Genomic DNA, 14,479 nt, shown 5'->3' on the forward strand with positions numbered 1-14,479 from the left:
CGAACACAGCCCCCTACGCAAACTTCACCTCAATGACTTGAGTATTTCTTTAAAAGACGCCTCTCCTTTGGACACCGTTTGAACAAGAGCGCCTTGATCCAAAACAATCGCCTGATCACAAATTCGTGCTTCACGCTGAATATGTGTTGCAATCAACAATGTGCGTCCTTTGGCCTGTTCATTGAGACGAGAAAGCACGTCTTTGGCGGTCGCCTCATCTAGCCCCTCGGTCGGCTCATCAAGGAGCCATAAAGGTGCATCGGTCAGGAACAAGCGAGCAAGCGCCAAGCGTCTCGCCTGACCGCCTGAAACGCCAAGCCCCCCTTCGCCCAAAATCGTATCGAGCCCATCGGCCTGGGCTTTCATAAAATCGGCAAGTCCGGCAGCTTCCAATGCGGCAAGCAGTTGCGCGTCGGTTGCATCGGGTTTTGCAAGCTTGAGATTATTGCGCAGACTGTCTTTGAAAAGTTCCGTTCTCTGCGTCAGAAGGCGTACAGGCATAACTGCAACCGCACCGCTTTTTGCAGCGATTTCACCGGCCAGAACATTGAAGAGAGTTGATTTACCCGCACCGCTTGTGCCGATGATTGCGACATGTGCACCGGCTTTGATAATGAGATCGATATCTTCGAGCGCATTTACGGTTGAATCTTCATGGCAGACTGTAACGTGATTGAGAACAACCGCATTTCCCGGCTCAGGCAATGGAAGCGTTGTCAGCGCCTCTGATGCTTCAAGTGCAGGCCCGACGCGACGCGCAGCAAGTATTGTGCGGCCCAGTTCCATCGCGCCGCGACGCAGGGCAACGAACGGTTCCATCGCGCCAAGGATAATGAGAACGCCAAGGGCTGCAACCGGCGCGTTGATCAGGTCCGCCTGCATAAGCAACCCAACCCCGATCAACCCACCCGCCAGAAGGCCAGCATGCAAAATGCCAAGACCTGCTCCTGTCAAAATCTCAATTCGATTGAGAGTACGGTCACTTGATGCAATGTAGCCATCGGCCCGCATGACGCTCGAATTCTGGGCATCCATACGGCCAGCCATGATAAGTTCAGTTTGACCGGCGACCAGATCAATCGTTCGCGCCCGCAACGCTTCGGTGCCTTTTGCACGCTGCCGCATTGGCTTTTCAGAGCGGCGGGATGCAATAAGCGGTAAGCCAAGCCCCACAAAAAGCAGCGTCAAAGCCACGGTCAACCCGAAAAGCGGATGCATCAATCCAAGCGCGAGACCCGCAACAAGTGCGGTTGCAAGAGCTGCTCCTGCAGGCACCAGAACTCGCAAATACAGTGAATCCAGCGCATCGATGTCGGCGGTCAGCCGGAATAGTAGCCGCGCTGGACGTTTAAGCAGAGCGCTGGCAGCTGCCGGACGCGCCCAGCTTCTAAACAGCTTTTCGCGTAACGCTGCAAGGATGGCCAATGTGGCTTCATGCGTGACAAGCCGCTCCAGATAACGCGTTCCGGTACGAAGGATCGCAAAAAACCGGATGCCGGCGGCAGGCATGAACACATCAAATATGATTGCGGTTGACGCGCTCAATCCAGCAATCGCAGTCGCCGTGATAAACCATCCAGAAAGTCCAAGCAGTGCAATCCCTGCCAGAACAGTCATGGTTGCACTAAGGATACCCGCGTAAAGAAGTTTGCCTTTGGTCTTGAAAAACAGATTGAAAATGGGGCGGAGTGCTTGAAATCCGTTCATTCCGCAGCCCTCCTCTGGAAGAGTTGCGTATTGGCATTCTCTTCATCAAGCCGAACAATCCGATCCATACGGTTCGCAAGCTTCTCGTCATGGGTGGCTATGATAAGTGTTTTTCCCTTGGCGAGGCTGATAAGGCTCTCCGCTATGCGATCGGCCGTTTCATGGTCGAGATGCGCAGTCGGCTCATCGGCAAGGATAATGTCGGCCTGTTGATCAACGGCGATGCGCGCAAGCGCCAGTCGCAGCGCTTCGCCACCGGAAAGACCTGCCCCATTTTCGCCGATCGCCCCGGAACCGGTAACACCCGTGACGTGGCTCAACGCCATTTGTTCGATGATCGTTGCTGTCTTTTTTACATCAAGGGCGCGGCCCAGCGTAATGTTTTGCCGTGCACTGCCAGCGAAAATATGCGGCCTCTGCCCCACCCATCGCATTCTTGCGCGAAGGGCCTGAGCCGTCTCATTGTTAAGGACAGCACCGCCAATTCGAATTTCACCTTGTTGGGGAGATGCAAGTCCCGCGATCAACGCCAGCAATGTTGATTTTCCATAACCGCTTGGTGCAAGAAGCGCTATATGTTCGCCTGGCTCTATATCCAGATTGAAGTGCTCAAACACGCCTGCACCGGTAGCGTAGTGAAATCCGATATCGCGCAACACCAACGAAGGCTCGGTTTCAATCAAGTTCTCGGGACTGTCTGTGGACTTGATGCCGCCCACAACCGGCATTTCATACTTTGCTATATCTTCCAAAGCATCAATTGCCGCTTCGCCTGAAGCGCGATCATGCCAAACGGCAGAGAGATCACGCAGCGGCTCAAAAAATGCCGGTGAAAGCAGGAGAACGAACAAGCCTTCAGCAAGCGTGAGCTTGTAGCCCCAGGCGCCGAAATTCAGCTGGCCGAGCAGATGAAAGCCAATATAAACGGCCACCATGGCAACGCCTATCGCCGCAAAAAGTTCAAGAACAGCTGATGACAGAAAAGCAATACGCAAAACGATCATCGTTTTTCTGCGCAGCGTCTCGGCGTTGTCACGCAGCCGGGTGGCCGTCATATCGACCGCATGAAAACTACGGATCGTTGCAAGTCCGCGCAGACGATCAAGCAAAAAGCCATTCATGTCACCCAGTGCAACAAGCTGCTTCTCGCTTGCAGCTTTTGCGCGCCAGCCGATCAACGCCATGAAGATCGGGATCAAAGGTGCTGCAATCAGCAGAACAAGGGCAGCAGCCCATGAAAACCAAAAAACTGCAAAAAATATTGCCAGCGGCACCAACATCACGCGAATGCGCACAGGTACAAAGCGCGACATATAGGGCACGACCATTTCGGCCTGCTCTGCCAAGATGCTTGCCGCCTCACCGGACGATGATCGAGAGGTGTCGAGAGGGGAGCGTTGCGATAACGCGAAAACTGCCTTTTCGCGCAGGTTGCTCAGCTCTGAACGTGCTGCATCATAAGCCTGCGCTGCACCGCGCGCGTCAAGCATGCTGCGAAGAGAGCCAAGAACAAACAAACCTGCGGCCAGATAATAAATTGTCGTGTCAAAACCAACACTGGCGAGTTGGCCGATGCCAAAGGCGAGAAGTGCAGCCTGTGGCAGCCACAAAAGCGCTGCCACAGCCTGAAGCCTTGCCCCCTTTTTCAGAGCAGACGGAACTGCACGACGGCGTGAACGGCGTTTATCGCCTGTTGCTTGACCGTCTTCCTGTGTTGCGTCTTCCGTTCTGGGGGCAACGGTTGTCACTCTCGTTTAGGCTCCTTTTTGGCCGCTGTTCTACCGCGTCCAAGAGCGACAATTCTGTCTGTCGTTTCAAGGAAACGGGTCACCTTGGCACCAAGCGCCAGAAGGCTGGTTAATCGGTCCGTGTCGAGCTTCTTAACGTCGTCATACCAATTGGTGAGGCGCTCGATCAGCGCATACATGTCCTTCATGCGCTCTTGCGCAAAACGGTCATTTGCATCTTGCGGTTGCTCCATCAGCACTTCCCGCAACACCGAAAGCGTTGGATCGATTTCGCGTTTCTTACGTTCTTCCGCCAAAGTGCGTAAGATCACCCAAACATCACCGGGCGTTGTGAAAAAGTCGCGACGATCACCTGGTATATGCTTGAGCAGCACAAGGTTCCAACCCTGTAACTCGCGAATACCCATTGAGACATTGGATCGTGAGACGCCAAGCGCATCTACAATATCGTCAGCACAAAGAGGCTCGGATGAAAGATAGAGCAACGCATAAATCTGACCAACCGTGCGGTTGATACCCCAGCGGCTACCCATCTCTCCAAAGTGGAGCACAAACGACTGAACAATTGGCGATAATTCCAAGTTCTCTCTCCCGTAAATTCTGAATTTTCAGAAATTACTGAAATTCAGATAATTCAAATTGCCTGAACCTTCAATCCGCATGCCTTGATGCGAGGGCATATAGACAATTAGCCGCAGCCCTCAGCACTCCTCCAAATGCTTCAAGCCAACGCTTCCGACAGCTATTTTTTGTCGGAAGATGAAGGAAGCTCTTTACTGTCCCGCGTTTGATCACGATGAATCACTGCGCGGCTCAGCAACATGAGCGTTACCGGCGTTGTGATGACCACAAAGACGGCAATCAACACTTCATGCAGAATCGGCTTGGATTGCAAGATGGAGAAAAACAGGACCGAAGCAATCAGGATTCCACCGGCACCGAAGGACGAACCAATCGTTGGCGTATGAATGCGTTCATAAAAACTCTTCAAACGAACCAATCCGATGCAGCCGACAAGCGTCAGAAAGGCACCGCCAACAAGAAAGAACGAAACAATGATAGCGGCCCAGACGGGCAGATCAGCAGCTCCGATCATTCGATCACCTCCCCGCGCATCAGGAATTTGGCAAGTGCAACTGTTGCAACAAAACCGAGCAGCGAAATGATAAGGGCTGCTTCATAATAAATGACGCTGCCGGTGCGCATGCCAAATGTAAGCAAAAGTAGCAGTGCATTGAGATATAGAGCATCTGTTGCCAGCACACGGTCTTGCGCGCGTGGCCCTATAAGCAAACGATAAACAACACAACCCATCGCAGCAACCAGCATGACCTGAGCTGCCAGCAGTGACCAGAAAAGAATAACTGCACTCATGCTGACTGCTCCTCTTTCACCACATCGGTCGCGCCAAATATACGAATAAGCGGCTGTTCGTAGCGCTGCTTGATCTTGGCACGCCAGCTTTTTGCATCGTCAAGATCAAGCACATGAATCGTCAGCACTTTTCGCGCAACGTTATAGTCTACCCATGCTGTTCCGGGTGCTGCGGTAATAATACAAGCAAGCACGGCCAATGCAGACCGGTTTTCCAGTTCCAACGGTATGACCACAAAGCCAGGATGGTGCGCTTTTCTGGGCGACAGGATCAATTTTACAACCGATAAATTCGACATCATAATATCGATGCTGACAACGCAGAACAACCATATCATCGTTGGGAGCGAGCGCAGATGGTTTTTTTGCGGCTGCAAAGCAGTCATCGCATAACAGGCCAACAATGATATCACGATGCCCAATAAGAATTGCGCCCGCGTGAAACCATTCAATAAAAGCCAGAACAGGATGAGAGAGACGAAAAGAAGCGGGTAAGGCAGTATTTTTCTCATTTTACCTCCACCGTTTCTCCACCCACACGCGGCGCATTCAAAACACTATTGATGTAGTCCTTCGGACTATGCAGCGAGCGCGCCGTTGCATCCATATATTGCATCGCCGGACCGGCTGCGATTGTAAGCGCCAGACAGACGCCTAGAAGACCGGCTATCGGCACCACTTCACGTACCAGCACACGCGGCACATTTCCTTCTAGTGAGGCCCAGAATGTCCGTATTCCTGTGCGCGTCATGGCAATAAGTGCCGAAAGGCCCGAAAGCAGAATAAGCGCAATCAGCGCCCAGCTTGCAGGGCTCACAGGCATGGCGAGCGTCGGGGCCGCGCCGTCTCCATTGAATATGGCAGCAAGAATAAGGAATTTTGCGATAAAGCCGGAGAATGGCGGCAAACCAATCAACAAAATCGCAACAATGGCAAAACATGTGCCCAGAATAGCAAGGGTGGCTGGTAGAACAACGCCGACTTCCTCTTCCTCTTCTTCCTCCTCATCGTCACCATAGGCTTCAATCGTGACGGCAAGAACATTTGCTGCCGCATCCTGCCCCCGTTCTACGAGCTCTATCAGCAAAAAGAAGGCTGCAATCGTCAGTGTAGAACTGACCATGTAGAAGAGTGCGGCCCCCGTCATCGCCGTATTACCGCTGCCGATTGCGGCAAGAAGAGTGCCTGATGATACCAGAATACTATAGCTCGCCAGACGCCCCATGGCCTGTGAAGCCACCACGCCAATCAGCCCAAAAGCCAGCGTGACCATACCACCATAATAAAGCCAGTCATTGCCAAAACCATAGGATTCACCGGCACCGATACCGAACATCAATGGCGATAAGCGCAGCAGCACGTAAATGCCGACTTTACTCATGATGGCAAAGATCGCAGCAATCGGAGCCGCCGCTGCCGTATAGGTTGGCACCAGCCAGAAATTAAGCGGCCACATGCCAGCTTTCACCAGAAAGGCGACAGCGAGAACAGCGGCACCCGCTTCGAGCAACATGCGATCTTCGGCTGCAACCTGTGAAATTTTTTGCGCCAGATCCGCCATATTAAGCGTCCCTGTTACACCGTAAATCAGGCTGACACCGATCAGGAACAGTGACGATGCGACAAGATTGACGGCGATATAATGCATGCCTGCCTTGACACGTGCAGGGCCAGAGCCATGCAGCGCCAAACCATAAGATGCAGCCAGCATGACTTCAAAAAAGACGAAAAGATTGAACAGATCTCCCGTCAAAAACGCGCCATTCAGCCCCATCAACAAAAGCTGGAAGATTGTATGAAAATTCGGGCTCGCCTTGTGCCAATGCGCCAATGCAAAGCTCAATGCAGCCAGTGCCAGCACGCTGGTCAGCATCAGCATAAGCGCCGAAAGTCTGTCCAAAACCAGCACAATCCCAAAGGGCGCAGGCCAATTGCCAATCAGATAAACCTCTGCCGCGGGCGCTTTTTCGCTTGCAACTCCCAAAAGCGTAAAAGCAATATAGATCAGGCCGATGATGGAGACTGTATTGATCACCATCTTCAATTTGCGCTTGCGTTCATCAAACAACAGCAGCAATGCGGCCGTGACAAGCGGCAGGAGAATGGGCGCTACGATGAGATGCGATTTCCAATCCATCATCTCTTCTCCTTGCCGTCGACATGATCGGTGCGTGTCAGTCCGCGTGAAGCGAGCAACACGACAAGGAAAAGCGCAGTCATTGCAAAGCCGATAACGATAGCAGTCAATACGAGTGCCTGTGGCACGGGGTCAGTATATTGCGCGGCCTGAACATTGATACCGGTATCAAGCACCGGCGGCGCATTGGTGCGCAGGCGCCCCATCGAAAAGATAAACAGATTGACCGCATAAGAGACAAGCGCCAGACCAATGGCAACCTGAAACGTGCGCGGACGCAGGATCAGCCACACGCCAGATGACATCAATACGCCAATTGCTATAGCGAGAACGAGTTCCATCAGTTCTCCTCCTTCGCAGCGGCAAGTTTTTCGACGCGGTGTTTACGGATCGACTGATGCGCCAGCGCAATCAACATAAGAACGGTGGCACCCACGACCAGTGCGAAAACGCCAATATCAAACAGAAGCGCACTTGCGACAGGCATTTTTCCGATATGCGGTATATCTGCATACTGGAAGAATGTTGTCAGGAACGGATAGCCAAACAGCCACGCGCCTGCTCCGGTGGCCGCTGCAATCAGCAAACCAAAACCGATCCATCGAACGGGAAGGATACGCAAATGATCTTCGACCCAGCGCGTACCAGCCGCCAGATATTGCAGAATGAACGCAATTGCTAACGTAATACCGGCTGCAAACCCACCACCCGGCAGGTCGTGCCCCCGCAGGATCAGATGCACCGCAAGAACGATAATGACTGGGAACAGCCATTTCATGACAACAGACGGCACAGCCAGATAATCGGTCAGGGTTTCCCCTTTTTCACGATCATCCATTGCCTCATCATAAGCATCTTGAATCTTCTGCTGGGCTGTTGAACCGGTGCTGTCCGGTGCCGGACGGAAACGTCGCAGCAGCGCAAAGACCGTCAACCCAACAATGCCGAGAACCGCAATTTCACCAAACGTATCAAATGCACGGAAATCGACCAGAGTGACGTTTACGACATTCTTACCGCCGCCGCCCGAATAGGCATTTTCCAGGAAGTAATCTCCAATACCTTTCGGTGATGGACGCGTCATCATCGCATAAGAGACAATGAACACACCAATGCCTGCTCCAATCGCCAGCGCGAAGTCGCGATAGCGACGAATTCTCGGCCCGAATTTAACAGGAACCGGGTCTGGATCTTCCCAGCGCTTGGGCAGCCAGCGCAAGCCAAGCAGAAGCAGCACAGTCGTAACAATTTCGACCAGCAACTGCGTCACGGCAAGATCAGGAGCAGACAGCCACACGAATGTAATACAAGTGATAAGGCCTGCACCGCCGAGCAATATAAGCGCCGCAAGGCGATGATATTTAGCCTGATAGGCTGCGCCAATGGCACAGGCACCGCCCAAAATCCAAAGACCAGCAAAAATCGGGTCAACAGGCTGTACGCCCATCACCCCCACGTGAATTCCGTCTTCGAAGAGCGGCCACGCTGCGGCAACGATCGCAAAGACAACAACAAGGCGAAGCTGTGGCTGAAGTCTGCGTGTACTGAATAGATTTTCGGCCTTACGCGCCCAGTTCCACGACACAGTCACCAGCACGCGTTCAAAAATACGCTGCCCCTGCAAGTGGCGGAAGAACGGCGGTCCGTCCTCGCTTGTCGCAAGATAATTTTTGAGCGCCCAAAACAGAATGATCCCGCCAATCATTGCAACAATACTCATCATCAGCGGCAAATTGAAACCATGCCAGACCGAAAGACTATATTGTGGTGTCGCATCACCCAGCACGGATACCACAGCCGCATGCAGAAAGGAGCCGATTGCGATATTTGGAATGATGCCAATGACCAGGCAGAGCAGAACCAGAAGTTCAATCGGACGGCGCATCCAGTGCGGCGGCTCATGCGGCGTTTTTGGCAGATCATGTGGCGGTGGGCCAAAGAAGGTCGAGTAAATAAACCGAACCGAATAGGCGACCGTGAATATGCCTGCAAGCGTGGCAATATAAGGCGTCACCGTATCAAGCGCCGATGCCATATGCGTTTCAACCGCTTCGGCAAAGAACATCTCTTTGGACAGAAACCCATTAAGCAGCGGAACGCCCGCCATGGATGCACTTGCGACCATCGCAAGTGTGGCGGTATATGGCATAGCGCGCGCCAGTCCGCTTAGCTTGCGCATGTCCCGCGTGCCGGTTTCATGATCGATAATGCCAGCAGCCATAAAAAGCGATGCTTTGAAGATCGCGTGATTGACCATGTGGAAAATGGCCGCAACGGCCGCAAGCGGACTGCCAAGGCTCAGCAGTGCTGTGACAAGCCCAAGATTGCTGATGGTTGAATAGGCCAGCAAGCCTTTAAGGTCCTGCTGAAACACAGCAAAGAAGCTACCGATGAGCAGCGTTGTGAGGCCCGCGAGGCCCAAAATCCAGAACCATTCTTCGGTGCCGGCAAAGACCGGCCAAAGACGCGCAAGCAGGAACACGCCCGCTTTGACCATGGTTGCGGAATGCAGATAGGCTGACACGGGTGTGGGGGCAGCCATTGCATTGGGCAGCCAGAAATGAAACGGAAACTGGGCTGATTTGGTGAATGCTGCCATCAGAATGAGAAGAAGCGTCACCGTATAAAGCGGATGGGAACGAACCACATTCCCCGCCTCAAGAACTTTATCAAGATCGTAGCTACCAACGATATGACCAAGCAGCAAAACGCCTGCAAGCAGACAAAAACCGCCGATACCCGTCACTGTCAAGGCCATACGTGCGCCATCACGCGCACTGGCATTGTGATACCAGTAGCCAATGAGCAGGAAGGAGAAAATGCTGGTCAGTTCCCAGAATACGGCGAGCAGCACAATATTGCCCGACAGAACAACACCGAGCATCGCCCCCATGAACGACAGCAGAAAAGAGAAAAAGCGCGGAACCGGATCCTCCGGCGACATATAATAACGCGCATAGATCACCACGAGCAAACCAATGCCGGTGATCAGCATCGCGAAAAGCCACGCAAAGCCATCCATACGGAAGGTTATGTTGAGGCCGTAATTCGGCAGCCAATCGATCGAGCCGCGAACGACGCCACCATTCGATACGATGGGATAAAGACTCGCTGTGATGACGAAGGCGACAAGCGCAATTGCAGCCGTAAACCATGCTGAGCCGCTGCGATCAACCCCCCGAAACAGACCTGTTATAGCGCTGCCAAGAAATGGAAGAAGGACCAGCAAAAAGAGCATCCTGCCGTCCATCGTCATGCGCCACTGGCCTCCATTCCGCAATCAAGGTTGATCCAAAGCAGGCACTGCTTATGCAAAAAGCAACAGGAACGCTCTGGTGAGTTTAAGATAGGAATCATATATTCCGATGTCATTATTATGACCGGCTAGCACTTATTATGGCAATAGCTTTCAATGGCTTATCGCGATATTTTGAATCATTTTATTCTGCGAAAGACCGATAAATGGGGCTTATTCGGCGCGGTTATCCATACAAGAACTCTTTATTGGGCATATTGACGCGTATTTTCTGCAACCGATAATGGGGCTAATAATTCTGTCGCCCAGGTAAAAAAGCCACTCCTAATTATCCAAAAGAGTTTTCGCGAGCTTTTCTGTCTGAACGCGAATATCTGGAACTGCCGTCACCTCCCAAAAAATCCCCTTCGTCACCGGCCCGACAGCGAAGATTGATCCTGAAGGCTCTCCGTGGGCGTTTAATACCTGTAGATCAGCTGCCACATCCAGACCAAGATCAAGAGCATCGGGCTTCGCAAAACCACCTTCCAATAGGCTGATCAGCGCCGGGTTGCGCGTCGTGGAAAATCGGGGGCTCCCGCCACGGCAATCAACGATTGCTTGCACGTCAAGTTCATCAACGAGATTACTGTGCCTTTTGCGATAGTGAATGGCGATATGCGCGCCCTTGCTCTTCACAGAAGCTAAATGCGCGGCGGTGATCGTGAGTTGTCCTGACCGCTCGGCTGCTTTGATGCGTTCATCAATCGCCGGTGCCATACGATGGCGATGCACATCCCACCATGGCCGCAAGTGACGCAGAAAGCTCTGACGCTGCCTGAGTGGCAATCGACTCCAGATGGCTTTTGTATGAGGCCGCAGCCCATCAATCACGCTGCGCCATCCTTTGCCTTCCTTCTCCTGTTGTTTGATCAGCTTGCGAACACAATGAAGAAGTTCGGGCAATCCATCGGCAATCCGCAGTTGATCCGCTTCAATTGTCAGTGCCTCGGATGGTTCATGCCGTGCCGGAAGTAAACCACGCCGTGAAATCGCATGAATGTTACCCTTATGCCCTCTATCAAGAAGCGAAATGACACTGTCCACCATGGACAGGCCCGTGCCTAAAATTGCCACGGAACTATCGGGGGAAATGTCAAAATAGCCGTTGCTCGACCAATATTCCGCTACAAGATTTCCGGGCGTCGAAATTGCTGCTTCATTGCCTGTTGCCACAATAACAGCATCTGCAATGAAGTTTTGCCCGGCAGAAGTCGTTAATTTGGGGCGCAATCTTTCAAATGCGACGCTTGCAACCTCAGCATGCTCGATAAAAAGGCGGCGGGGCGTGCTATCGAGATATGGCTTTAGCAAATCATTGAGGTAGAGCCGATACAGACAGCGCGGCGCAAAGGATTGAGCCTGCCAATTGCCAGCCTTTGCAGCCTTCGCATTGGTTTGAAGCCAGTTTAAGAAATGGTTCGAGTCATCTGGAAAAGCGCTCATATTGCTGGCGCGGACATTTAAGAGGTGATTGGGGTTAAGCGTGGAATATGCGACCCCTGCTCCGATGTCGCCCGAACGCTCGAAAATGCGAACCGTTGTCTCCGCTGATCGTGCAAGCAATTGCGCGGCCATGAGAACGCCGCTTGCACCACCGCCGATTATAATAAATGACTTCAAACGAATATTACCTCCCTGCCCTGCCGTCTTTCAGGCACCCGCCGGTCTGGCTGAACATTTCCAACGACGTCTCAAACTCCTACAAATTTTGTCAGATTCGCACAAAAACAAAAGAGAAACCTCTTTTGACAACGGATCGATTGAAGAAGATGAAAACCTAACGCATAAAAATCTCACGTTAAATCATGCATTGTTTGCACGCATGTCTTTACCCCCAAAACCGGTTTCCACTTTTGGGAGACTGCTTTTCGTTGACAGTGTGTTTCAGAATCGCGGGCTGGCTTCTTTTCCTGAAATCGCAATATCTTGCATCAGTTTTTCATATTTGCTGCATTAAGTTCGCAGAGCAGAATCAGTGCCTAAATAGGATAATGAAGATGAGCAATAGCTATATCGGCGCCCTCAAACAGCGTCGCACACAATATGCACTTGGCAAGGTCCTCCCACTTTCCAAGGAAGCAACCGCTGAACTAATCAAAGAAGCGATCAAGCACTCCCCTTCATCCTTTAATTCACAGAGTTCGCGCGCTGTTATTCTTTTTGGCGCAGAGAGCGACAAGCTGTGGAATATCGCCAAGGAAGAACTCCGTAAAATCGTTCCTGCCGATTCATTTGGTGACACCGAAGCCAAGATCAACAGCTTCGCAGCTGGTGCGGGAACCGTTTTGTTCTTTGAAGATCAGGACGTTATTAAAGGCCTTCAGGAAAATTTTGCGCTTTATGCCGATAACTTCCCTATCTGGTCGGAACAGGCGAGCGGCATGGCGCAGCTTTCGGTCTGGTCTGCACTTGCAAATGAAAATATCGGTGCAAGCCTCCAGCATTATAATCCATTGATCGATGCAGAAGTTGCCAAGGTTTTTGGCGTTCCTTCATCCTGGAAGTTGCGTGCGCAAATGCCGTTTGGCTCCAATGAACAGGCCTTTGGCGACAAAGCATTCATGGACGACGCCGAACGCTTCAAAGTCTTTGGCTAAACAAAGCCAACAATAAGGAACGGCTGGAAAATTACAGCCGTTTTTTATTTCTCGAAGCTGAAGGGTGGCAACTGCTCTAACGCTGATTTCAGTGCCTCTGACCAGCTTTCGGACACTGTTTGATAATAGGGATCTGTCGCTTCAAAGCGCCTGTGTTCACCGGCGACCAGACTATTGGCTTCATAAATCTGCATATCCAGCGGCAAGCCGACGGACAGGTTGGCTTTGAGCGTTGAATCGAACGAAACCAGCAGCAGCTTCACCGTATCCTCAAAGCTCATTTCCTGCTGATAGGCACGCACCAGAATAGGTCGGCCATATTTATTTTCACCGATCTGAAAGAATGGCGTATCGTCCGAACTTTCGATAAAATTGCCTTCTGGATAAATATAGAACAGCCGCGGTTCTCCGCCCTTGATCTGACCACCCAGAATAAAGGATGCGCCAAAAGCGTCGGCATTCTGTCCACCCGTTGCTGAACTTTTAATGACTTCCTTGACAGTGTCACCGATCAGGCGTGCAACCTGAAACATCGACGGTGCATCGAACAGGGAGACGTGGCGATCTTCCGGCGCTTTCATGCGTTCTTCAAGAAGGCTTGCGACCGCTTGCGTTGTCGCCAGATTGCCAGCCGACAAAAGCACGATCACGCGATCACCGGGCTTGGTCCAAACGCGCATTTTCGAGAATTTAGAAATATTATCAAGACCAGCATTCGTCCGCGTATCGGACATAAACACCAGGCCACGGTCAATCTTTATTCCAACGCAATAGGTCATAGATAATTTCCGGCAGGCAGATTCAAAACTGAACCAATCACTGCCCTACATTAATATTGACTGCAAGACTTTCAATGGTTCCGCCAAGCCGAACCCCTGAAATTGGCGCAGCATCGCGATAATCAAGGCCAGTTGCTATCCGCACATAGCGGTCATTGGGACAAACATTGTTCGCCGCATCAAAGCCGATCCAGCCAAGACCGGCCACATGTGCCTCTGCCCATGCATGGCTTGCGGTCTGATCTTCGACCCCCTCCATGAGCAGATAGCCGGAAACATAACGCGCCGGAATGCCAAGAAGCCGAGCAGCAGACACAAAGATATGGCTGTGATCCTGACAAACCCCCTTGCCCGCCGCCAGCGCCGTTTCCGCATTTGTAAAAACGCTCGTCGTTCCCGGCATATAGGCCACTTCGTTATGAATGGTATTCATCATCTCGTGCAACAATGCCAATGGATCCTGCACAGTTGTCAGGCTGTTTGCCAGTGCACGGATACGTTCGCCGGGGCTGGTCAGGCGGGTTTCCCGCTCAAAGAGCCAAAGCGGCGCATAACCATAAACCGGCCCCAGCACACCAACACGGTCTTCCACCTCGACGCTGCCGCTGGCCGTGATAATGATTTCACTGATATTGCGATGGTGCTGCACCAGATCAACCTTGTTGCCAAAACCATCAATATAGGAAACTTCCGGCTCTCCGCCTTCGATTTTCAATTCCCAATGCTTGACCACCTGTCCGGGAAGCGTTGGTGGTCGCAAGCGCAGACGCTGAACCGCATAGGGCACCGGGTTTTCGTAGCGATAATGGGAAACGTGCTGAATATTGAGCAACAAGCGA

13 protein-coding genes are annotated in these 14,479 nt (G+C 52.1%); 1 reads left to right on the forward strand and 12 read right to left on the reverse strand.

Features of this window, described 5'->3' with window-relative positions; translation table 11 throughout:
* Positions 1 to 24: 24 nt before the first annotated feature.
* The 10 genes from cydC to ABE530_RS08615 all read right to left on the reverse strand — a co-directional run bounded on the left by cydC (position 25) and on the right by ABE530_RS08615 (position 11,884).
* Positions 25 to 1,707: a thiol reductant ABC exporter subunit CydC gene (gene cydC, locus ABE530_RS08570; RefSeq protein ID WP_499694260.1), complete on the reverse strand. Its 1,683-nt coding sequence runs from the start codon at positions 1,705 to 1,707 to the stop codon at positions 25 to 27.
* Entirely contained in the window at positions 1,704 to 3,455 is a 1,752-nt protein-coding gene (cydD, locus tag ABE530_RS08575; protein WP_499694261.1) for a thiol reductant ABC exporter subunit CydD, read from the reverse strand. Before cydD ends, cydC begins: the two co-directional genes overlap by 4 nt.
* Complete coding sequence (locus ABE530_RS08580; protein ID WP_265984240.1) at positions 3,452 to 4,036, reverse strand: GbsR/MarR family transcriptional regulator; 585 nt, start codon at positions 4,034 to 4,036, stop codon at positions 3,452 to 3,454. The genes cydD and ABE530_RS08580 overlap by 4 nt, the downstream gene beginning before the upstream one ends.
* Positions 4,037 to 4,197: 161 nt before the next feature.
* Positions 4,198 to 4,551 (reverse strand): monovalent cation/H(+) antiporter subunit G, encoded by a 354-nt coding sequence (gene mnhG, locus ABE530_RS08585; protein WP_499694262.1) that lies wholly within the window; start codon positions 4,549 to 4,551, stop codon positions 4,198 to 4,200.
* Positions 4,548 to 4,829: a K+/H+ antiporter subunit F gene (locus tag ABE530_RS08590; RefSeq protein ID WP_265984238.1), complete on the reverse strand. Its 282-nt coding sequence runs from the start codon at positions 4,827 to 4,829 to the stop codon at positions 4,548 to 4,550. The genes mnhG and ABE530_RS08590 overlap by 4 nt, the downstream gene beginning before the upstream one ends.
* Positions 4,826 to 5,341: a Na+/H+ antiporter subunit E gene (locus tag ABE530_RS08595; RefSeq protein ID WP_265984237.1), complete on the reverse strand. Its 516-nt coding sequence runs from the start codon at positions 5,339 to 5,341 to the stop codon at positions 4,826 to 4,828. The genes ABE530_RS08590 and ABE530_RS08595 overlap by 4 nt, the downstream gene beginning before the upstream one ends.
* Entirely contained in the window at positions 5,338 to 6,966 is a 1,629-nt protein-coding gene (locus tag ABE530_RS08600; RefSeq protein ID WP_265984483.1) for a monovalent cation/H+ antiporter subunit D, read from the reverse strand. Before ABE530_RS08600 ends, ABE530_RS08595 begins: the two co-directional genes overlap by 4 nt.
* Entirely contained in the window at positions 6,966 to 7,307 is a 342-nt protein-coding gene (locus ABE530_RS08605; RefSeq protein WP_265984236.1) for a Na+/H+ antiporter subunit C, read from the reverse strand. Before ABE530_RS08605 ends, ABE530_RS08600 begins: the two co-directional genes overlap by 1 nt.
* Positions 7,307 to 10,222 carry a monovalent cation/H+ antiporter subunit A gene (locus ABE530_RS08610; protein ID WP_499694263.1) on the reverse strand — a complete coding sequence of 972 codons (2,916 nt, stop codon included), beginning with the start codon at positions 10,220 to 10,222 and terminating at the stop codon, positions 7,307 to 7,309. The genes ABE530_RS08605 and ABE530_RS08610 overlap by 1 nt, the downstream gene beginning before the upstream one ends.
* 324 nt (positions 10,223 to 10,546) lie before the next feature.
* Positions 10,547 to 11,884 (reverse strand): FAD/NAD(P)-binding protein, encoded by a 1,338-nt coding sequence (locus ABE530_RS08615; RefSeq protein WP_499694264.1) that lies wholly within the window; start codon positions 11,882 to 11,884, stop codon positions 10,547 to 10,549.
* A 377-nt stretch (positions 11,885 to 12,261) separates the two neighbouring features.
* On the opposite strand from ABE530_RS08615, the gene ABE530_RS08620 reads away from it, so the two are divergent.
* Complete coding sequence (locus ABE530_RS08620) at positions 12,262 to 12,861, forward strand: nitroreductase family protein (RefSeq protein WP_499694265.1); 600 nt, start codon at positions 12,262 to 12,264, stop codon at positions 12,859 to 12,861.
* Between the two features lie 44 nt (positions 12,862 to 12,905).
* On the opposite strand, the gene ABE530_RS08625 is transcribed toward ABE530_RS08620, so the two are convergent.
* Complete coding sequence (locus ABE530_RS08625; protein WP_396996363.1) at positions 12,906 to 13,640, reverse strand: proteasome-type protease; 735 nt, start codon at positions 13,638 to 13,640, stop codon at positions 12,906 to 12,908.
* Between the two features lie 37 nt (positions 13,641 to 13,677).
* Positions 13,678 to 14,475, reverse strand: a complete 798-nt coding sequence (locus ABE530_RS08630) for a transglutaminase family protein (protein ID WP_265984231.1) — start codon at positions 14,473 to 14,475, stop codon at positions 13,678 to 13,680.
* Positions 14,476 to 14,479: the final 4 nt, after the last annotated feature.

Source organism: Brucella sp. TWI559 (assembly GCF_039674265.1).
Classification (GTDB): Bacteria; Pseudomonadota; Alphaproteobacteria; order Rhizobiales; family Rhizobiaceae; genus Brucella; species Brucella chromiisoli.